The organism is Vagococcus coleopterorum, from assembly GCF_011303955.1.
Lineage (GTDB): Bacteria > Bacillota > Bacilli > Lactobacillales > Vagococcaceae > Vagococcus_D > Vagococcus_D coleopterorum.
Window position 1 is genome coordinate 1,312,183 of the sequence record NZ_CP049886.1, and the last position, 19,276, is coordinate 1,331,458.

General features: G+C 34.5%; 23 protein-coding genes. 7 read left to right on the plus strand and 16 right to left on the minus strand.

The features are described 5' to 3' along the window. Window positions 1-32 precede the first annotated feature (32 nt). Window positions 33-350: a PTS lactose/cellobiose transporter subunit IIA gene (locus tag G7081_RS06585; RefSeq protein WP_166008141.1), complete on the minus strand. Its 318-nt coding sequence runs from the start codon at window positions 348-350 to the stop codon at window positions 33-35. Between the two features lie 232 nt (window positions 351-582). On the opposite strand from G7081_RS06585, the gene G7081_RS06590 reads away from it, so the two are divergent. The 3 genes from G7081_RS06590 to G7081_RS06600 all read left to right on the plus strand — a co-directional run bounded on the left by G7081_RS06590 (window position 583) and on the right by G7081_RS06600 (window position 4,125). Further along, on the plus strand, window positions 583-1,308 hold the full coding sequence (locus G7081_RS06590; protein ID WP_166008142.1) for a GntR family transcriptional regulator, LSA1692 subfamily: 726 nt from the start codon (window positions 583-585) through the stop codon (window positions 1,306-1,308). Window positions 1,309-1,329: 21 nt separating this feature from the next. Further along, the gene (locus tag G7081_RS06595) at window positions 1,330-2,649 is read left to right on the plus strand and encodes a Sapep family Mn(2+)-dependent dipeptidase (RefSeq protein ID WP_202982263.1); all 1,320 of its coding nucleotides are present in this window, start codon (window positions 1,330-1,332) and stop codon (window positions 2,647-2,649) included. Between the two features lie 141 nt (window positions 2,650-2,790). Continuing rightward, window positions 2,791-4,125, plus strand: a complete 1,335-nt coding sequence (locus tag G7081_RS06600) for an amino acid permease (RefSeq protein ID WP_166008144.1) — start codon at window positions 2,791-2,793, stop codon at window positions 4,123-4,125. Window positions 4,126-4,139: 14 nt separating this feature from the next. Here the strand turns inward: G7081_RS06600 and G7081_RS06605 are convergent, their stop codons facing one another. The 3 genes from G7081_RS06605 to G7081_RS06615 all read right to left on the minus strand — a co-directional run bounded on the left by G7081_RS06605 (window position 4,140) and on the right by G7081_RS06615 (window position 7,061). Continuing rightward, window positions 4,140-5,483 carry an amino acid permease gene (locus G7081_RS06605; RefSeq protein WP_166008145.1) on the minus strand — a complete coding sequence of 448 codons (1,344 nt, stop codon included), beginning with the start codon at window positions 5,481-5,483 and terminating at the stop codon, window positions 4,140-4,142. Window positions 5,484-5,625: 142 nt separating this feature from the next. Further along, a complete protein-coding gene (locus G7081_RS06610) occupies window positions 5,626-5,949 on the minus strand; it encodes a hypothetical protein (RefSeq protein ID WP_166008146.1) in 324 nt (107 codons plus the stop codon). A 104-nt stretch (window positions 5,950-6,053) separates the two neighbouring features. Beyond that, window positions 6,054-7,061: a YdcF family protein gene (locus tag G7081_RS06615; protein ID WP_166008147.1), complete on the minus strand. Its 1,008-nt coding sequence runs from the start codon at window positions 7,059-7,061 to the stop codon at window positions 6,054-6,056. Between the two features lie 174 nt (window positions 7,062-7,235). On the opposite strand from G7081_RS06615, the gene G7081_RS06620 reads away from it, so the two are divergent. Together G7081_RS06620 and G7081_RS06625 are read left to right on the plus strand one after the other, a co-directional pair. Further along, complete coding sequence (locus G7081_RS06620) at window positions 7,236-8,195, plus strand: glycosyltransferase family 2 protein (protein WP_166008148.1); 960 nt, start codon at window positions 7,236-7,238, stop codon at window positions 8,193-8,195. Continuing rightward, the gene (locus G7081_RS06625) at window positions 8,195-8,626 is read left to right on the plus strand and encodes a GtrA family protein (protein ID WP_166008149.1); all 432 of its coding nucleotides are present in this window, start codon (window positions 8,195-8,197) and stop codon (window positions 8,624-8,626) included. The genes G7081_RS06620 and G7081_RS06625 overlap by 1 nt, the downstream gene beginning before the upstream one ends. A 32-nt stretch (window positions 8,627-8,658) precedes the next feature. Here the strand turns inward: G7081_RS06625 and G7081_RS06630 are convergent, their stop codons facing one another. The 3 genes from G7081_RS06630 to G7081_RS06640 all read right to left on the minus strand — a co-directional run bounded on the left by G7081_RS06630 (window position 8,659) and on the right by G7081_RS06640 (window position 11,832). Further along, the gene (locus tag G7081_RS06630; RefSeq protein WP_166008150.1) at window positions 8,659-10,488 is read right to left on the minus strand and encodes an FtsX-like permease family protein; all 1,830 of its coding nucleotides are present in this window, start codon (window positions 10,486-10,488) and stop codon (window positions 8,659-8,661) included. Window positions 10,489-10,492: 4 nt separating this feature from the next. After that, on the minus strand, window positions 10,493-11,263 hold the full coding sequence (locus G7081_RS06635) for an ABC transporter ATP-binding protein (RefSeq protein ID WP_166008151.1): 771 nt from the start codon (window positions 11,261-11,263) through the stop codon (window positions 10,493-10,495). Window positions 11,264-11,406: 143 nt separating this feature from the next. Further along, a complete protein-coding gene (locus tag G7081_RS06640) occupies window positions 11,407-11,832 on the minus strand; it encodes an N-acetyltransferase (protein ID WP_166008152.1) in 426 nt (141 codons plus the stop codon). Window positions 11,833-12,029: 197 nt separating this feature from the next. Between G7081_RS06640 and mscL the strand changes: the two genes are divergently transcribed. Next, window positions 12,030-12,509, plus strand: coding sequence for a large conductance mechanosensitive channel protein MscL (gene mscL, locus G7081_RS06645; protein WP_166008153.1), 480 nt, complete (start codon window positions 12,030-12,032; stop codon window positions 12,507-12,509). Between the two features lie 36 nt (window positions 12,510-12,545). Here mscL and G7081_RS06650 read toward each other — a convergent pair whose 3' ends face one another. The 9 genes from G7081_RS06650 to G7081_RS06685 all read right to left on the minus strand — a co-directional run bounded on the left by G7081_RS06650 (window position 12,546) and on the right by G7081_RS06685 (window position 18,392). Continuing rightward, window positions 12,546-13,193 carry a CatB-related O-acetyltransferase gene (locus G7081_RS06650; protein ID WP_166008154.1) on the minus strand — a complete coding sequence of 216 codons (648 nt, stop codon included), beginning with the start codon at window positions 13,191-13,193 and terminating at the stop codon, window positions 12,546-12,548. Window positions 13,194-13,371: 178 nt separating this feature from the next. Continuing rightward, complete coding sequence (locus tag G7081_RS06655; RefSeq protein ID WP_238786679.1) at window positions 13,372-13,950, minus strand: YxeA family protein; 579 nt, start codon at window positions 13,948-13,950, stop codon at window positions 13,372-13,374. Continuing rightward, window positions 13,898-14,026: a helix-turn-helix transcriptional regulator gene (locus tag G7081_RS07675; protein ID WP_238786633.1), complete on the minus strand. Its 129-nt coding sequence runs from the start codon at window positions 14,024-14,026 to the stop codon at window positions 13,898-13,900. Before G7081_RS07675 ends, G7081_RS06655 begins: the two co-directional genes overlap by 53 nt. A 179-nt stretch (window positions 14,027-14,205) precedes the next feature. Further along, window positions 14,206-14,610: a hypothetical protein gene (locus G7081_RS06660; RefSeq protein WP_166008155.1), complete on the minus strand. Its 405-nt coding sequence runs from the start codon at window positions 14,608-14,610 to the stop codon at window positions 14,206-14,208. A 1-nt stretch (window position 14,611) separates the two neighbouring features. Next, window positions 14,612-14,812 carry a helix-turn-helix transcriptional regulator gene (locus G7081_RS06665; protein ID WP_166008156.1) on the minus strand — a complete coding sequence of 67 codons (201 nt, stop codon included), beginning with the start codon at window positions 14,810-14,812 and terminating at the stop codon, window positions 14,612-14,614. 112 nt (window positions 14,813-14,924) lie between these two features. Next, on the minus strand, window positions 14,925-15,602 hold the full coding sequence (locus G7081_RS06670) for a pentapeptide repeat-containing protein (protein WP_166008157.1): 678 nt from the start codon (window positions 15,600-15,602) through the stop codon (window positions 14,925-14,927). A 242-nt stretch (window positions 15,603-15,844) separates the two neighbouring features. Further along, window positions 15,845-16,774 (minus strand): alpha/beta fold hydrolase, encoded by a 930-nt coding sequence (locus tag G7081_RS06675; RefSeq protein WP_166008158.1) that lies wholly within the window; start codon window positions 16,772-16,774, stop codon window positions 15,845-15,847. A gap of 18 nt (window positions 16,775-16,792) precedes the next feature. Beyond that, window positions 16,793-17,746: an alpha/beta fold hydrolase gene (locus tag G7081_RS06680; protein WP_166008159.1), complete on the minus strand. Its 954-nt coding sequence runs from the start codon at window positions 17,744-17,746 to the stop codon at window positions 16,793-16,795. Further along, a complete protein-coding gene (locus G7081_RS06685) occupies window positions 17,733-18,392 on the minus strand; it encodes a TetR/AcrR family transcriptional regulator (protein ID WP_166008160.1) in 660 nt (219 codons plus the stop codon). The genes G7081_RS06680 and G7081_RS06685 overlap by 14 nt, the downstream gene beginning before the upstream one ends. A gap of 130 nt (window positions 18,393-18,522) precedes the next feature. Here G7081_RS06685 and G7081_RS06690 point away from each other — a divergent pair, with 130 nt between their 5' ends. After that, the gene (locus G7081_RS06690; protein WP_166008161.1) at window positions 18,523-19,275 is read left to right on the plus strand and encodes a class I SAM-dependent methyltransferase; all 753 of its coding nucleotides are present in this window, start codon (window positions 18,523-18,525) and stop codon (window positions 19,273-19,275) included. Window position 19,276: the final 1 nt, after the last annotated feature.

The following is a 19,276-nucleotide window of genomic DNA, read 5'->3' on the forward strand; positions in this document are numbered from 1 at the left end:
CACTCTCTTTCTATCAATCCTACAAACAAGTATTATTTTTTCAACTCATTAATTTGTTTTTGCATTCCAATTAACTCTTTGACAAAGAAATCACCGATGATTGCTTTAGTTAAATGATCTTGAGCATGCACTACGATTGGTGTAATTTGCATTTCTACACCTTGTGCTTCCGCTGTCAAAATTTCAGTTTGGACATGATGCGCTGCTGTTAAATCATCTTTCCCTTCTCGAACTAATTCTGTTGCACGTTCAAATTCGCCTTTTTTAGCTTCTGTTAACGCTTCCATTTGTTTTGAAAAAGCATCACCCGCTTTGGCAATAATTTGAAATGCCATCATTTGTTGATCCATCTTAATTCCTCCTTAATAATTCGTAACCGCTTACACACAGTTTACAACATTTTCTTGATATTGTATATACTTTATTTTATATTTTATTAATATTGTATGTAAAATGATAAACGACATATATAAAAACACTGATATATAAGCCTTGTTTATTTATATACAAAGGTATATACTAATAAATATAACTACTTAAGGAAAACGATTACATTCTCAAAATTCTGAAAGGAGCACTACCTTGAACAATAAAACTCTTCCTATATATAAGAAGATTGCTGAGGAACTTTTAAAAGATATTAAATCTGGATCATTAGCTGGAGGCGAACGACTTCCAACTGAATATGAGCTGGCTGAAACATTTCAAGTCAGCCGCTTAACGATTCGTAAAGCAATTGACTATTTAATTGCACGAAATGTTTTAATCAAACAAAAAAACCACGGAACTTACGTGGTTGAGCAAAGTAAAATCCAAAGTGGCGCAATGGGATTAGCTGGCTTTTCAGAAAGTATCCGCAATTTAGGGATGACTCCTACTACCAAATTAATTGAAATGAATGAGATTTATTTGCCAGAACAAGATATTGTCGAAAGACTGCAATTAGAAAAAAATGAATCTGTCATCTATATCAAACGCGTTCGCTATGCTAACGATGAACCACTTGTTATCGAGAATTTACATATCCCTAAAAAATTTTTAGGCGATATCAACTCGATTGATTTTGAAAATGATTCAATTTTTGAAGTTATTGAAAAACAAATTTTAATTGGTTACTCGCAACAAGAAGTCAGTGCTGAGCTAGTTTCTCGTACCTCATCGGAATTGTTGGAAATTGAACACCGCTCACCTATTTTATTAGTTAACACAACTACCTACTCTGTCCAAGGCGGACCAATTTTAATTGATAATTCATACTACCGCTCAGATAAATATATCTTCAAAAATATCTTACAAAGAAATCAATAAACAAACTCTGAAGGAGACTACATGATGAATGAACAACAACAATTAATCAAAGAGGCTGTCTATAATAGAAAAGGTGATTTTTTTACTGGTCTAAAATCTGTCATGCAAATCAATAGCGTGAAAGCTAAAGAAGTCGACGGCGCCCCTTTTGGTCAAGGCGCGAAAGATGCTGTTTTAAAAGCTTTAGAGATTGCTAAAAGTATGGGATTTGAAACAAAAATGGTTAACAACGCTATGGGCTACGCCCAGTGGGGAAATGACAATGAGGATTACATTGGTGTAGTCGGTCATTTAGATGTCGTAACAGAAGGTACTGGCTGGGATTATGAACCATTTGATTTAACTGAAGACGATGGTATTTTATATGGTCGCGGTGTCCTTGATAATAAAGGTCCTATTATGAGTAACTTATACGCTTTATCTGTTTTAAAAGAACTAGGTATTAAGAATAACAAAACAGTTCGAATCGTGTTTGGATCAGATGAGGAAAGTGGATCTGCTGATATTCCAATGTACTTAGCTGCTGAAAAAGCTCCCGCTTATGGTTATACACCTGACTGCAAATACCCTGCTGTTTATGGTGAACGCGGAGTTGTCGGTTTTGATATCGTCACAACCTTCTCTGATAATTCACTATCACAAGTTAAAGAGTTTTCTGGAAACTTTGATCGTAGTAGCGTACCCGACACATTGAAAGTTGAACTTTCAAACGGTTCAATCGTTGAACTATCTGGAAAACGTGCTCCTAGTAATGCACCTGAAATGGGTGAAAATGTTATCACTCTATTCGCTCTAAAAGATCAAACAGAAGAGTTGTTAACTGGTGAACTTCACGAGTACATGAGTTGGTTGGCAACTAGCTTCCATGATAAACATTCAGGTGAAGGTGTTGGAGCTACCTTCTCAGATGAAGATTCTGGTTCACTTCAGTTAACACCCTATGAATTAAAACTAGAAAATAATCAAGCTATCTTATCAATTTCAATTCGCTACCCTATCTCAGCAACTGAGGAAGATGTTATTTCTGCGATTACAGAAAACTTATTCCAAAATAGTGAAATTAACGTGACACGTCGAATGGCATCAACTGTTTTCGATAAAACGCATCCAATGATTAACATCATGAGTGACATCTATGAAACATGTACTGGTTTAGACGGTACACCCGTTACAACAACTGGAGCTACTTACGCTCGATCAATGCCTAACATTATTGCATTTGGACCATCTTTCCCTGGTCAAAAAGGAATTGCGCACAACAAAAACGAATGGATGACTGTAGACGATTTGATGAAAAATATGGAAATCTACACCTTGACTCTGGCGGAATTAATTAAATAGAAAATATAAAAAGCCTATCCATATGAAATGGAAGGCTTTTTATATTTTCAATACCACTTTTCATTTTAATTGTTTTCTCATTATTCTTACGGTATACTAATAAAATAAGATTTTAGTTTATGTGTAAGAAAGGATGTTTATATGTCATTAGAACGTGGATTAAGTAATCGTCATGTCCAACTCATTTCAATCGGAGGAGCTATCGGTACTGGTTTATTCTTAGCATCAGGTAAATCAATTGAATTGGCCGGACCTTCCATTCTATTAGTTTATTTAATTGTTGGAGCATTTATTTTTTTAATTATGAGAGGCTTAGGAGAGTTACTACTCTCTAATCTAGACTGTCACTCATTCGTAGATTTAGCCAACCAATACCTAGGTCAAAGAACAGCCTTTATCACTGGTTGGACGTATTGGTTCTGTTGGATCAGTGTGGCGATGTCAGACTTAACAGCAGTCGGTATTTATACTAAATATTGGTTCCCCAATTTAGATCAATGGATTCCTGCCCTAGTCGTTTTAATCGGATTATTGCTACTTAACTTAACATCGGTTAAACTTTTCGGTGAAATCGAGTTCTGGTTAGCATTAATCAAAATCATTGCCATTGTTGCTTTAATCGCTGTGGGATTATTCATGATTGCTACTCAATTTACAACTGATTTAGGAACTGCGTCATTCAGCAACATCTATAAACATGGTGGTTTCTTCCCCAACGGTTTCTCAGGGTTTATCTTAGCTTTCCAATTAGCAGTCTTCTCATTCACAGGTGTGGAGCTTGTTGGATTAACTGCTGGTGAAACAAAAAATCCTGAAAAAGTGATTCCAAAAGCTATTAATAATATCCCGATTCGAATTCTTTTATTCTATATTGGATCGCTAGCTATTATTATGAGTATCCAACCATGGAACACTATTAATCCAGCGGAGAGCCCATTCGTTACAGTTTTCTCAACAATTGGTATTTTAGGAGCAGCCAGCATTATTAACTTTGTTGTTTTAAGTTCTGCCTTATCAGCCGGTAACAGCGCGCTATTCAGTACTAGCCGTATGCTTTACGGTTTATCTAGTAACGGTCATGCCGCAAAAGGCTTCAAAGATTTATCAAGCCGCAATACTCCTTCAAAAGCTTTATTCTTTTCAACACTTGTTGTTGGTTCAACAGTTGTTTTAAACTATTTAATTCCCGAAGGAGCTTTTAGTTTAGTAGCTGGTATCTCGACCGTTTGTTTCTTATATATTTGGGCAATCATTGTTATCTGTCATTTAAAATACGTTCAACAAACAAAAGAACGTGGTAAATTCAGAATGCCTTTCGCACCCTATTCAAACTATGCTTCTTTAGCATTCTTACTGTTGATTATTGTTATCCTGGCAATTTTACCTGATACACGTTTATCACTTATGATTAGCCCCTTATGGTTCATCGGATTATACATTTGGTATCAAGTTAAATACAAAAAAACAGAAGCCTAAAGGCTTCTGTTTTTTTATTCTTTAGGAGGTTCACTCTTCTTATAAAATAGACTATACATAATATTTAAGAAAATAAACCAAACTGGTGAAACAAACAACGCAACTCTACTTTCTGGCAAGACCCCTAGTAAACAGGCAATCATGATGAAGAATAGAATTGTCAGCCAATTAAGATAAGGCGTAAATGGTAACTTGAAGTTTGGTCTTTTTTTCGTTTGTTTCACAAATTTCATGTGACAAACAACAATCACTCCCCAGATGACAATAAAGCAAGATGTGGCAATAGATGTTATTAACAAAAACACGCCCTCAGGCATGATGTAATTTAAAATAACTGTCGTTGTGATAACTAAAGCAGAAGAATACAAGGCCACAGCCGGTATCTTCTTAGAGCTTAATTTAGAAAATGATTTAGGGGCATTTTCACTCTCACTTAGTCCATATAGCATTCTGCTCGTACTAAACACTGCACTATTACATGCTGAGATTGCTGAACTTAGAACCACAAAGTTGACGATGCTAGCTGCACCAGCAATTCCTACAGTCGCAAAGACTGTTACGAAAGGACTTTCACTCGCTACGATTGTATCCCACGGTTGAATACTCATGATAACTGTTAATGAACCTAAATAAAATAATAAAATTCTAATCGGAATACTATTAATCGCACTTGGAATAACCTTCAATGGATTATCTGTTTCCGCAGCGGTCAAGCCAACTAACTCAACACCAGCAAACGCAAACACTGAAGCTTGTAATCCAAGCATGAACCCTTTAACTCCCGTTGGAAAGAAACCACCATGGGAATAAATATTTTTCAATGAAGTTGTGCCTGAAGCTGTTTCAAATTTAGTCGCAATCATGTAAACTCCAATCACTATTAAGGCAATAATTGCAACAATTTTAATCATCGAAATCCAAAACTCTATTTCACCAAATAACTTTACAGACAACAAGTTTAAAAAGACTAATATTACTAAACAAACTAACGCTGGTAACCACTGTGGAACCCCAGGCGCCCAATACCTAATATATATCCCAACTGCCGTCAAATCGGTCATAGCTACTGCAATCCAGCAAAACCAATAGGTCCAACCGGTAATAAAAGCAATCCGTCTTCCTAAATAAACATTCGCAAAATCAACAAAAGAATGTTTGTCGAGATCAGATAGCAACAACTCTCCAAGTGCACGCATAACAATCAAGATAAAAATACCAATAATTAAATATGCCAATAAAATTGACGGTCCGGCTAACTCAATTGTTTTACCAGATCCTAAGAATAATCCTGTGCCGATAGCTCCTCCAATTGCAATTAACTGAACGTGACGATTGGTTAACCCTCTTTCAAGTTCCATCTCCTCACCCTTTCTTTCATGCAAAAAAGCTTCTGTGACACCTCAAGTATACTTTAAATTTGTGAAATTAATTAACTTTATTTTTACCGAAAATGATTAAATAACTCACAAATAACAAAAAAAGAAGCCATTTGGCTTCTTTTTATTGGAATTCAAATGGCATACGACCATAATACGGAATTAAATCCGGCATAATTGATTTCCAAAAACTATAAGATTCTCTTGTCAGAACTTCGCCGTAAAAATGTGCTCCTGGATACATACTCCGTACGATATCAATAACCGCTGTTCCATTCCCTTGACGTTTAAATTCATCTTCGATTACAATCAAATCAATTTTCACGCGATGACCATCAGTTGTGATTAAACGTAGCTCTCCCACTTCTTTTTCCTCTTGTTTTACTGTATAAGTGGTACTTCCTTTTTCGTCATATTCTTCGATTGTAAATGTTTCAAGTCTGATCATGATAATCTCCTTAGGCTTAGTTCCTTAATCATACCAAAAATTCGTATCAATAGCACTTTCATTATAAATTTTTCATCAAATAAAAAACTACCTAGTCAGGTAGTTTAAAAATTGTACCAGCCAACGGCTATCCAAAATAGGCAAATAAGCGCTACTAATACTTTTTGTCTAGATAAAATACCAATGAACTCTCGCATCATTGCGGTCGGCAAGAAATATAATGCGGTTGGCGAGCCCACACCATCTGCTTTTAAGCCAGCACGACGAGCATACATGGCTGCACGGAAGACGTGATAATTGTTCGTTGTAAACATGACTGAATAGTCTTTATCCCCTTCGCGCATCTCAATAATTTTTTTAGAGAATAACATATTTTCATAAGTTGTTTTTGATTGATTTTCTTCAATGATATCGTGTTCAGGTATCCCTTGTGATAATAGATAGCGTTTCATTGCTGCGGCTTCAGAGATTGGCTCATCCGGACCTTGCCCACCACTGACAATCATTTTTACACCGTTATTTTTTTTGTAATAACGAATCCCTTTATCTAAACGGCTTCTTAATAGTGGTGTAACTTCTTCACTACGAATCCCCGCACCTAACACAATGATATAGTTCATGTGCTCTTTGATTGGAACCATTTGATAAAACAAGGAATATAATAAATAACATAAAAATAATAAGGTAAATGTTAAATCAATCATCAAAATCGTCATCAATATCACGTTAATATGATGCAGAGCATCGATCCCTCTAAACTGATATAAGAAAATTGAAACTACTAAAATGAAAATTAAGTTAACACCCATTACTAGGGAAAGTTTCCCTGCCGTACTGCGTCCTTCTTTTGATTCCATGACGCTCGTATTTTTAATTAACAGCCAAATTGTTCCAATGATAATCAGGCTTCCTCCACCATACGACAAAAGAATTGGCCAGATAATTGAATACTTACCAGTCCACTCTAAAAATTTGATGATCAACCAACCTAAGCCAATCAATCCTCCTAGACTGACAAAAATAGCCCCGAAGAAGTCTCTTAAATCTTGTCTTAAGCGATAAGCACCAAATAAAAGACTAATAGCTCCTACAACAATAACCCAAACATTCATACTCAAACCCTATTCTTTCTCCAAAATTTCTTTACTTTTTAATAGTACTAAAACCAGATTTTTTTGCAAGTTTAAAGATAAGGTTTTGACCTGCTTTCAACTTTCTAGAATAGACACTTTTCCCCTTTTCATGTATCATTAGCCTATTATGACAGATTAGTTAAGGATGATAAAATGAAATTAATTACGATATGTATTCCCATGTATAATGAGAGCGATAATATACTTGCTTTGCATAAAGAACTGACAAAATTAGCAGACTTCTATGATACACGTTATAAATTTGAATTTTTATTTATAAATGATGGCAGTTTAGATGATTCTTTAGATATTGTTCGTCAGATAGCAAAAGATGACAAGCGTATCAATTTTGTCGATTTATCACGAAACTTCGGAAAAGAACTGGCCATGTTAGCTGGTTTTGATCATGCAAAAGGTGATGCCGTTATTACTATGGATGCCGATTTGCAACATCCACCAGAAATCATCCCCAGCATGATTACCGAATGGGAAAATGGTTATGATGATGTTTATGGGAAACGCATTGCTCGAAAAGGAGAATCTTTCTTCAAAAAACTGGGATCAAAAGTATATTATAAAATCTTAGGTATGTTTTCTAAAGTCCCTGTTTTGCCAGCTGTTGGTGATTTTAGATTACTTGATCGTAAGTGTGTGAATAGTATTATTCGCTTACGAGAGAGCCAACGGTATACAAAAAGCATGTACATGTGGATTGGTTTTGAAAAGAAAGAAGTTCAATTCACTTCTAACGAACGTTATTCTGGTAAAACTAAATGGCGCTTAAAACATCTTATTAAACTTGCAGTTAATGGTATGATTTCTGATTCAACGAAACCTCTTCATTTTTCGTTCTATTCAGGTTTAATCATTTCACTTATTTCCTTCATCTATATGATTTATATTTTTGTTAAAACAATTGTAACTGGTAGTTCTACTCCTGGTTTTCCAACTTTAACGATTCTCATTTTATTCTTAAGTGGAACACAATTGATTTTCTTAGGTGTGATGGGAGAATATATTGGAAAGATTTATACAGAAGTTAAAAACCGTCCACCCTATTTAATTCAAGAATACTTTGATCAAATTGAAGACGATTATGAGGACATAACCTAATGAAGCAATTCAAAGAATTTGTCTTAAGTTTTTCATTCATGAACGAATCTCGCTATTCTATCTTAATCTATTTAATTACTGGTGGTATCACTACCCTGATCAACATCGTGACATTTTGGGTATTTGAATCTGTGATTGGTTGGAACTATACTATTGCGAACATCATAGCATGGGTAGCAGCGGTATTATTTGCTTATGTTTCAAATAAACTATACGTCTTTGAAAGTCGCGGTTTAACGACTTCTGAATTATTTAAAGAAATCACTTCTTTCTTTAGTTTAAGACTTCTATCATTAGTATTCGATTTAATCGTTATGTGGATTTGTATTAGTTTACTTAAAATGAATCCTTTAATTGCTAAAGTTTTAGCAAATGTAGTCGTTTTAATCCTAAACTATATTTTTAGTAAATTATTTATCTTTAAAAAATAAAAAGCTAAGTGCCTAAGCACTTAGCTTTTTTATTAGACTTTCTTTGGTAAAACAATTCGTTTGTATAATATGACTGTCACTAAATAATATGCAAAGTAGATGACACCGAATAAGATAAACGGCATAGCAATATGTTTGTACGGATCCCCTAAGAAGATACTGAACATCTTCAATCCAAATAAAACGTGCACAACACCGACAATTGCTGGAACACCAAAGACAATCAAAATTTCTTTGTTAACCGAACGGCTTAATAAACTTCTTCGAACACCCATTTTATCTAACATTTTGTAACGTGAGACATCTTGGTACGCACCTGATAAAATTTTGAACATTAAGCAACTTGCTAACATAGCTAGGAAAGCAATCCCTAAGAAGAAGCCCATAAACATAAAACCACTAGACATCGAATTTATTTCTTGATACATCTGGTACTTCGAGATTGAATAATCAGAGGTATCTGTACGACCTTTTTCAAGCTTTTCAATAGCTTTCAAATGACTTAATTCTCCTTTGAAATCTGCGGCACGAACGATATTAACAACAATTGTTTCACCTTCAAGTCTATCAAAATCTGACTCAGAAACGACTAAATATTGTGTCGGCTGACCTTGTTCATAAGGATTATTCAATTGGCTAAACGCTTGCATCACTTCAAAAGAATCGTTTCCGTAAGTATAAGGTTGATTCAATTTGAAATCAGAAAACTCTAATAACTCTTTATTGAAATCAATTGTTGTTGTCACATCTTGAGCAGGTGTCAATAAAGGATGAGCTTTCACTTCATCTTCTCGATATGTTATACCGTCATCTGTCGCTTTAACGTGATAAACAAATGATTCTTTGGCATCAATTTTAGCCATCTCTGCCTTAATTTCCGCTGTTGGATTATACGATACCGCATCATTTGGATTTAACTTCATGGCACTATTTAAAAAGTTTCCAAAGGATTGCCCTACCGTTACCGCACCTAGTGACAAAGCTAAGAGCATTGTTACCAAGCCCAAAACTTTTGTTAACGAACTTGCTTTAAAGCTTAGTTGAGACAACGTGAACATTTTTAATTTGCGTTGACTAAACCACTTCCAATTCTTCATAGCTTCTACCACTGTTGGGAAAACTGCGCTAAAGAATAAAAATGTCCCTGGGGTAATAGTAAAGATTGCCAGTGGTACTGCAACTAATTGTAACGTCGTAATTTTAGCCATCGCATAGTAACCAATCGCTAATAATACTAATGACAAGATAAATTTAACCAATGTTTTTACTGGTTGTTTTTTCTTCCGCTCAGATGTCGCTTCACTATATAATAATTCTAATGTTTTACTACGTTTGAATTTCAACACATTCATAATGGTTGTTATAACAAATAAAATGCCGAAGAAAATGACTGTCACAATAATTGCCATTGGGACAAATGGGACATAGGTTTGTGATGGCAGGTCAATCGCTTTTGTTAAGTAACCACCGACCCCGATTGCTAATAAGGTTCCCAAGATAACTCCCACAAACATTGAAACAAGTCCGATAAAGATTGTTTCAATTGCAATCATTTGACTGATTTTACGTTTCTTCGCACCTAACAGCATGTACATTCCATATTCTTTTTTACGCATAGATAACAAGAAGCTATTGGCATACATAATATAGACGACTGTTATAATCCCCAATAAGATTGCTCCAAATTGGAAAACAAATGAAACCATTTGAACACTTGGAATATTATCTTTTAAGAACTCTGTATTCAGTGAGACTGTTTGAAACATATAAAAAATGGCGACTGAAATAATTAAGCCCATCATTAGGACTAAATAATCTTGCCAACGTTTTTTCACGTTAGTTAAGGAAAGTTTTAACATCATAGGACTACACCAAACTTTCTTCAGGTAATTCTAAGTTCGCTAAGACTCCCAAAATTTCTTGATAAAACTCTGGTTGACTACCTTTTCGTTCTAACTCGCGATAGATTTCACCATCTTGAATGAATAAAATACGTTTACAATAACTTGCACTGACTGCATCATGAGTCACCATTAAAATTGTTGTATCGTACTCTTCGTTTAAATGTTTTAATGCTTCTAACAAATTCTTGGCATTTTTCGAGTCTAACGCCCCTGTTGGTTCATCTCCTAATAATAAATCAGGTTGGTGAACCAGCGCTCTCGCTGCTGCCACACGTTGTTTTTGTCCACCAGAAACTTCTGTTGGATAGCTTTTTAAAATTTGTTGAATACCTAAGATACGTGCAATTTGATGTACCTTTGATTTAATCTGACGATTAGAAACCCCTTGTAACGATAATGGCAAGGCAATATTTTGTTCCATTGTTAAGTTTTCTAACAGATTAAAATCTTGGAAAATAAAACCAATCTTTTGTGCTCTGAAATCTGATAACTGGTTATCATTTAACCCTTTTAGACTATTTCCCGAAATTTTAATATCTCCTTGAGTTGGTGTATCTAAGGCTGACAAAATATTTAATAAAGTTGTTTTACCGGATCCTGATGGTCCCATAATCCCTACAAACTCTCCTGATTCTACTTGGAAATTAATATCCTTTAACGCCTCATGTTGACGTTCCCCTTTTTTACCATAGACTTTCTTGATGTGTTCTGCTGATACAACTGGTTGTTTCATTTTATTTTCCTCCATCTCATCTCTTTGTTTCTTACATAAATAAGCATACACCCAATAAAAATCTCAACCATCAGCCTATAGTCTGATTATCCAGTCAGACTTATTAACCAAAAAGAGCCCCTACGTTAGTCGGGACTCTTTTCTTATTCTGCTTTATATAACATTGTTAATTCAACTTCATTAGATTCTTCATCTACCTTTTTAGCAATGACGTCAAACTGATTCTTCAAATAAAACTGATAAGCTTGTTTGTTCTTTTCATAAACATCCAACGCAATCTCATTGTAGTTTTCCTTAACAGTTGATAACAACCTTTGACCAATGCCTTGTCGGTGATAGCTGTTAGTAACAAATATACCTGCTAAATACCCATCAACGACTCCAGCAAACCCTTTAATTTGATTATCTTCTTCATATATATACAAATCTGCTTCTGTCAAAGCTTCTCTGACATAAGGAACATTGTTTTTCCAATAGTCAGCATCTACAAATTCGTGTGCAGATAAGTTTTCATTCAACCATATTTCCATTAAGCGATCCAGATCACCCTCGTTATATTTTCTAATCATTTCCTTCACCTCATCATTATTATAAACCTTCGGGTAGTCCTAAGGTCAATATTTATTAATGAGTTATTTAATCTCATAAATATATCACAATTTTGTTGGAATTCTAATGAATATTTTGTTCCCAAAACGTCTAATAAGTGTTATATTATTCTCTATACGAATAATCCGTATTAATTAAACATTTGGAGGAATAGAAGTTGAAGAATATTTTAAAAGAGTTTAAAAGTTTTATCTTAGGTGACAAATTAAACGTTGCGATTGGGTTAGTAATCGGGGGTGCGTTCACTACTTTAGTAAATGCGTTATCTGGTTCTGTTATCACACCTTTAATCAGTTTAATCGTTAAATTAATTACAGGTAGTAAAAATGCTGAATTTGAAATGACACTTAACATTTTTGGTGTTAACTTCCATATTGGTGATTTAATTTCTGCTATTATTACATTTATCATCACTGCCTTCATTTTATTCATGATCATTAAAGGTCTAGATAAAACGAAAGAAAAAGTTGCTGTTGAAGGTTTAGAAAATCCAACAAAAGTTGCCATGGAAACTCGTGACTTAATGAAAGAAATGACTAAATACTTAGCAAACATGAACGGTGTTTCTGCGGCAGATGCCAAAAAATTAATTGAAGCAATTGAAAAAGATAACGAAGAAATTGAAGAAAATAAATAATTAATAAAAAGACCTGACATGTTGTCAGGTCTTTTTTTATTTCACTTCTTTTAAATAATAGTCATATAATTCTTGGACTGTTCCATTAGAAATAATTGGTAAAACCGGTTCTACCTTTTCACGTTGCCAATCAAACCAACGTATTTCAAGTAATTGCTCAATTTCTTTATCCGAAAAACGTTTTTTTATTTCTTTAGCAGGATTACCGCCAACGATTGTATACGGTGCGACATCTTTTGTTACGACAGAACCTGCCGCTACGATGGCACCTTCGCCAATTGTTATCCCTGGCATAAGCATCGCATTCATCCCTAGCCAAGCATCACTTTTAATTTGTGTATCACCTTTTGGCTGATACGTATCTGCAATAGTTTCTGGAAATGGATAGACGCTAATACTGCTTGCTTGGTGGTTATTGTTACCACCCATTAAGATAATCACACCACTAGCAATACAAACATAGTTGCCAATGATTAGTTTATCAACATGCCAACCCATTTGTTCAATCGGATTAAACATGCTACGAGAGACCGCGTCTCCCCACATATAACGGACACAGCCGTCTTCAAAATTTTGATTAATAAAATAGCCAGAATAATAGGAATACTCCCCCGCTTCAATCAGCGGATTTGTAATAATATCCTTAATGTATTTTGTTTCTGACCAATGATTAAATGTTGTCATAATAAATTCCTCGCTTCTAAGTTTTAATTTGGTTAACCTAGAAGCTACTTACCGTAGCGACATTTTTTAGTTGTTTTAAACGACGAACCATTGACGTCACTCCCTTTATAATTAATAACTATACTTTACGCTCTCTTTTAAAGAAGGTCAACATAAAAAGCCTCTCATAGAGAGACTTTTATTCGTTGAAGTCTAGATACTCTTTTGTCATTTGGTTGCTGATTGACTTTGGAATAGTATCCCAAGAGACAAATGTCATTTGTTTAACAAAGATTCCTTTGTGACGAATCATGGCATAGCCTTTGTCTTCTGGCGCTTGACCACCTTTGAAGGTTAGTCTTTGTCCTCCACCAAAAGCATCTGTCACTGCCCAAATATCCTTATAAGGATCTGGATACTGAGGTTTACCATTATCAACATATTCTTTTCCACCATTATACGTTACCTTTTCAGGTAATGTTGCATAACTAATTTCATAGGACATGAAAGGATTAATTCGATCCACTAGCTCATTTTTATTTTGGAATACTAAAAAGAAGCCTGTCACTAATACGACAGCTGTTACAACACCAATTAGTAAACGTTTATAAAGTTTCTTTCCTTTTACATTTTTATCAATTGTTTTGACCATTTCTTCATTCTCCTTTAATAAGTTATCAATTGAAAGATTGAAGATGTCACTTAACTCAATAACTAAATACAAATCAGGAAAACGTTCGACCAGTTTCCCAGCTCGAAATTGTTTTATCAGAAACATTCAACTTCTCCGCTAGCTGTTGCTGGGTTAACCCTCTTGCTTGTCTTTCTGATTTTATTTTTTTACCGATGTCCATGTCATCCACTCCTTCTATTTCAACCTTACAGAAAATGTTTACTAAAACCTACCTACGTTGTGTAGAATCCCATTAAATTAAACTCTACAGTCTGTAGATTGTTAAAATGTCTTTAATTATCAGTATAATCTGTATGTAAAAAAAATAAAAGCCTAGACAGATTGTCCAAGCTTTTTTGATTACATTTTAGAATTTAACTTTGCCATATAATAGTAAACTAAAAACTGATAAATAATAAAGGCCGCAAATAAACTAATCACCATCCATAATGGTTGGTTTGTAAATGAAGCAACGGCTCCTAGGATGATCACAAAAAATTGTAAGTAATAACCCGATTTTGCATAAGCAATACTTCTAATTTCTTTGTTGCGTGGATCATTTTGTGAAATCTCATAAGCCTTCTCTTTTTCGGGATTCTTTCCTAAACGATCATAAATTAAAAACTTAGCTAAACCTCCACCAAATAGTCCTGATCCAAAGGCAATTAAAAATGTTGTCATAGGACTTTCAAAGATAATCCCTAAGATAAACAAAGCAACTCCTAAAATCATTAAGCCAATAAACATATTTTTCTTTTTACTCATCTTAAACATCCTCCTCATAAATAAATAGTTCTTCCACCGTCACATTAAAATAGCAAGCCAACTTAATCGCTAAATCAATAGATGGATTATAACGACCACTTTCAAGCGAACTAATCGTCTGTCTAGACACTGACATCTCATCCGCTAGCTCTGCTTGGTTTAATTGTCGTTCTTTTCTTAATTGGTTTAAATTATTTTTCATATTGCAACCTCCACTCTAAATGTAAAGCGTCCTTTACAATTCAAATATAACAACTACACAAATAAATGTCAAGCTAGCTTTACAAAAAAAGACTATCATTTACGATAGTCTTTTAATCTTTTATTTGAATACCAAGTAATCCTGCCAAAAATACAGTTTGATCACTGGTTAAAATACAGCCTACCAGGTCATCTAGGTTAACTGTTAGGGAATCAATCTGACAGGTTCTTAAATCCATTTTCCGTAATGACGTTCCTGTAAAATTAGTTTTGATTAATTGGGAATCTAAAATCTCAACTTTTACAAACTTACAATCGAATAAGTCGGTATCAATAAAACGACAATTAATAAATTGAACATTCTTGAAACTACCGTTAGCAAATGTTGCCAGTGATAAATCACAGGAATCAAAGACGACTTCACCAAAGTAACTGCCACTAAAGTCTAAACCCAGTAGTTTACAATCTTTGAACACTGTCCGAATACAGCTAGCTTCTGTAAAAACAGAGTTGGAGAAATCACAATTTTCAAATTGGCTATCAGAAAACTCAATCTTATGAAAAGCAACTTGATCAAACGTGACTGCTTTAAACAAACTCTGAGATAAATCTGGTTTATAGATTTCATCCTCTTGAATAATATCTTGAGAGATCATTACTTGGAATAAACTATGATATTCATCTAGATAAATATCAGTAAAATTAGCCTCTGTTAATTGAGCTGGCAGCTTGGGTGCAACAACCATTTGACCACGTCCTTTATCGTTTGTTTTTTCATTATAACAAAGCATGCGGTAAACAAGCTATGATTAAAATTACAATTACCAAGAATAACAATAAAAAAAGTTTTGCTTGTTGACTCATTCTCTCACCACTTTCAAACGAAAACAGCGCAACAACATCTGACTTACTACTCAACACCGCCATCATAACATGTACGTTTACCTAAAAATAATAAGTCATATAATTGTTAAAAATAATTCACTAATACAAATAAAAAAGAAAGTCTCAGAAGTTCAAGACTTTCTTTTGGCTAATCTAAAAATGTTTGAATCGTTTCTCCGATTTCCACTGATTGCGTATGATGTAAGTAATGACTGCCATCTAAAATTTTAATGTCTGATTTTGCACTATTCTCAATCATCTTTTCGTGAACTGGCAGCCACTTATCATCTGGCTCAATGCTTTCAGAAGCTAAGAAATACAGGACTGGCAAATCAGTCGGGTAAGATAATGTTTTAACCTTATCAAACGTTTGCTGCATTAGTTCGCCTTCATTAATGGTTGCTTTGTTTCCAATATTTTTAAATGAGATATAGTTAAATTGTTCGTTATCTTCTTTAGATAAGTCTGGTCCATTTAGAAATGTTGGTTCAACATTCGCAAATAAGCGATAGATACCTGACTGACTCAACAGTTTAATGGCACCACCTTGATTATCATCTGCTCCACCTTGTGCTGGCAAGCTACTATCAATGCCAATAAAACTCTTCACTTCTTCAGGATATTGATTGATATAGGAAAGTGAATAGACACCAGCAATCGAGTGCCCCACGATGTGATAAGAATTAATACCCAATTGTTCAAATGCTTGATGTAATTCACTTGTTAAATTCTCAATCGAACGCTCTTTTTTTGTATCCTCACTTAAACCATAACCAAACGGTTCCACTACCACCACTTTATAGTTTTTAGCTAGCTCTGTAACTAATGGCTGAAAATCCAAGACTGGAGAAGCGGTCAAATACCCTGGTAATAGAACCATTGTTTCTTCACCTTCACCAGTTACTTGAACTCGCATAGACTTGCCATCCACTATGACTTCTTGACCATAGGGAATGATTTTTTGACTTTCTTTTTTCAATTGAATTTTATTATTTACATAAACACCCACAAATAATAAGACAATCAACACCAGTAAACTAACTAATAGCATCCCCACTACTTTAAACATTCTTTTCATAAAAACTCCTCTAGTGACTTATTTCAAAAAATCAGTTGTTTCTTTAACAATCGTTTCCATTTGAGTATGGTGTAAGTAATGAGCACCTGGCAACTCAATTAAGGCTCCTTTATTTAAGTCCTTCACTTGAGCCTGATGCATCTCTAACCAATTTTTTTGGTTCATTTCGTTGTCTGCCACAAATAATAAGACAGGCATATCTTTCGGATATGTTAACCCTCGTGAATCAGGAAAACTATTGCTTAATTCTTGTAATTCATCTTTCATTGCTCGACTGCTCATATTTTTCATTGTTAAGAGTTTAATCTGTTCAAAATCTGGACTCTCTTTAGTCACACCTAAACCAGTTTCTGGATTTACTTTGATTAAGGCGCGGAATACCCCGGCTGTTTTCAAGAAATCAAATACGGTCATATCAATTCCTGGCCACGGTTGTTCTGGTGTACTAGAATCAATCCCCACAAAGCCTTCCATTTCTTCTGGATAGTCTTGCGCGTAATTAACCGCATATAAACCTGCAATCGAATGTCCCATTAACGTGTACTTAGACAGGTTTAGCGATTTTGCTACTTCATGAATTTCTTCAACAATATTTTCAACACTTCGACGACGATCAGTTTGACTGCTTAACCCATAACCAAATGGTTCAATCGTGACAACACGATGATCTTTTTTTAACTCATCAATCATTGGCTTAAAGTCTAAATATGGACTAGCCGTTCCTTGTCCAGGTAAAAGTAAAATTGTCTTTTCTCCCTCACCCACATCAACAATGTTCATCTCACCATCAAACACTTTTAACTTTTCACCATAAGGTTCAATTCGTTTCACTTCACTCTTAAGACTAACTTGGTGAACAGTAAAAGTAATCAACAAGAATCCTATTAAAGCAATGATAATTCCTAATATTGATTTACCAAATCCTTCCACTAGTCTTCTTACCAATGATTTATTCTTTTTAATCTTTGTCATTTAATTCTGCCACCTTTTTCATAATTTCTTGGTCAATTTTTGTTAGCACTTCATCACTAATAATCGGCATTCCCGCATGTTCCAGTACAGTTTTAGCAGCCATGATTTTTTCAAAAAAAGTTTCTGCGGTGTTCGGGAATAAAGCTTGAATAAACCAGGTACTTAAAATTAAAATGGCTAGCTCCGCCATTTGTTTGGGGTGCTCAACTGAAACCGATCCATCTAGATTACCTTCACTTAAACATGCCTCAACTAAGGGGGCCATCACTTCATTAGTTGTTTGAATATACATGGAAAAGAATTTTGGATTATCAAGCAACGTAAAACTTAGCACGCGCGATTGACTCGCCTCACTATTAAACATCCCTTCAAATAACAAAGCTTGAATCTTTTCTAAACCAGTTAAGTCTGTTTGTGCCATAACCCCTACAAGCGCATCCTGATTGGGAATGAACCGTCTAACAACAGCATCAATAATCTCATCCTTAGATGAAAAATGATGATAGACCGCTCCTTTGGTTAAACCATCTAAACCTTTAACAATATCTGAAATCGATGTTTTCTCATAACCATTCTCAATAAACAACTGAGTAGAAACATCTAAAATTAATGTTTTGGCTTCTTCTGCCGTATATTTTTTAACCATCACTATCGCTCTCTTTCTAAAAACATTCAATCGGTATGTTTTTAGAATAACTTTATTTATAACAAGTGTCAACTAATAAAAGGCATATGATATAATGAACAAAAGAAAAATTAACAAACGGAGGGACGATATGTTTACAGAATATGGTGAATTAAGTACAGAACTTTATGAATTAACGAAACCTGTTGGCTTTGAAATAGATGGAGATATTCCCTTTTATTTAGAACAAGCAAAAGAAACAACTGGTCTTGTTTTAGAAGCTGGTGTAGGAACTGGTCGCATGTTAATTCCTTTCCTAAAAGCTGGCGTTAAGATGGACGGTGTCGATCTATCACCATTCATGTTAGATAGATGTCGCGAGAACCTAGAAAAAGAAAAACTTGTAACAGATTTGTTTTTGCAAGATTTACAACAACTAGATATTCCAAAAAAATATGACATCATTATGATGCCAACAGGTAGTTTCGCTTTACTACCTACTCGTGAGATTATGTTAAATAGTTTGGAGTCGTTTAAGAAACACTTGCTACCTGGTGGAAAAATCATCATCGACTTATTGCTGCCTCGTGACTTTAAAAAAGGCGAATCAACAACCTCTGTTTTCAGCCTGACTGAAAATAGTGGCATCGTTTTTAATAGTACATCCCTTGAAATAGATTGGGAAAAACAACGAACAACCGAATTACACCGCTATGAGAAATGGATAGATGGAAAATTAACTCAAACTGAATTATCTAACTTCATCTTATCTTGGTATGGAATTGAAGAGTTTACACTTGTCTTAGAAAAACTGGGATTTGTTAATATCCAGCACATTTGGGATTACAATAAGGAAACAGATAAACATGACACACTAACCTTTATTGCCGAAACAGAAAAATAAA

Excerpts from the sequence above, each read along its gene's own strand:
- G7081_RS06670 (WP_166008157.1), bottom strand. The coding sequence starts at position 15,602 with ATGCTTTGTTATAATGAAAAAACAAACGATAAAGGACGTGGTCAAATG.
- G7081_RS06640 (WP_166008152.1), bottom strand. The coding sequence starts at position 11,832 with ATGATTAGAAAATATAACGAGGGTGATCTGGATCGCTTAATGGAAATA.
- G7081_RS06585 (WP_166008141.1), bottom strand. The coding sequence starts at position 350 with ATGGATCAACAAATGATGGCATTTCAAATTATTGCCAAAGCGGGTGAT.
- G7081_RS06610 (WP_166008146.1), bottom strand. The coding sequence starts at position 5,949 with ATGATCAGACTTGAAACATTTACAATCGAAGAATATGACGAAAAAGGA.
- G7081_RS06620 (WP_166008148.1), top strand. The coding sequence starts at position 7,236 with ATGAAATTAATTACGATATGTATTCCCATGTATAATGAGAGCGATAAT.
- G7081_RS06605 (WP_166008145.1), bottom strand. The coding sequence starts at position 5,483 with ATGGAACTTGAAAGAGGGTTAACCAATCGTCACGTTCAGTTAATTGCA.
- G7081_RS06630 (WP_166008150.1), bottom strand. The coding sequence starts at position 10,488 with ATGATGTTAAAACTTTCCTTAACTAACGTGAAAAAACGTTGGCAAGAT.
- G7081_RS06680 (WP_166008159.1), bottom strand. The coding sequence starts at position 17,746 with ATGACAAAGATTAAAAAGAATAAATCATTGGTAAGAAGACTAGTGGAA.
- G7081_RS06625 (WP_166008149.1), top strand. The coding sequence starts at position 8,195 with ATGAAGCAATTCAAAGAATTTGTCTTAAGTTTTTCATTCATGAACGAA.
- G7081_RS06600 (WP_166008144.1), top strand. The coding sequence starts at position 2,791 with ATGTCATTAGAACGTGGATTAAGTAATCGTCATGTCCAACTCATTTCA.
- G7081_RS06655 (WP_238786679.1), bottom strand. The coding sequence starts at position 13,950 with ATGTTTCTGATAAAACAATTTCGAGCTGGGAAACTGGTCGAACGTTTT.
- G7081_RS06690 (WP_166008161.1), top strand. The coding sequence starts at position 18,523 with ATGTTTACAGAATATGGTGAATTAAGTACAGAACTTTATGAATTAACG.
- G7081_RS06595 (WP_202982263.1), top strand. The coding sequence starts at position 1,330 with ATGATGAATGAACAACAACAATTAATCAAAGAGGCTGTCTATAATAGA.
- G7081_RS06665 (WP_166008156.1), bottom strand. The coding sequence starts at position 14,812 with ATGAAAAATAATTTAAACCAATTAAGAAAAGAACGACAATTAAACCAA.
- G7081_RS06675 (WP_166008158.1), bottom strand. The coding sequence starts at position 16,774 with ATGAAAAGAATGTTTAAAGTAGTGGGGATGCTATTAGTTAGTTTACTG.
- G7081_RS06650 (WP_166008154.1), bottom strand. The coding sequence starts at position 13,193 with ATGACAACATTTAATCATTGGTCAGAAACAAAATACATTAAGGATATT.
- G7081_RS06660 (WP_166008155.1), bottom strand. The coding sequence starts at position 14,610 with ATGAGTAAAAAGAAAAATATGTTTATTGGCTTAATGATTTTAGGAGTT.
- G7081_RS06685 (WP_166008160.1), bottom strand. The coding sequence starts at position 18,392 with ATGGTTAAAAAATATACGGCAGAAGAAGCCAAAACATTAATTTTAGAT.
- G7081_RS06635 (WP_166008151.1), bottom strand. The coding sequence starts at position 11,263 with ATGAAACAACCAGTTGTATCAGCAGAACACATCAAGAAAGTCTATGGT.
- G7081_RS06615 (WP_166008147.1), bottom strand. The coding sequence starts at position 7,061 with ATGAATGTTTGGGTTATTGTTGTAGGAGCTATTAGTCTTTTATTTGGT.
- G7081_RS07675 (WP_238786633.1), bottom strand. The coding sequence starts at position 14,026 with ATGGACATCGGTAAAAAAATAAAATCAGAAAGACAAGCAAGAGGGTTA.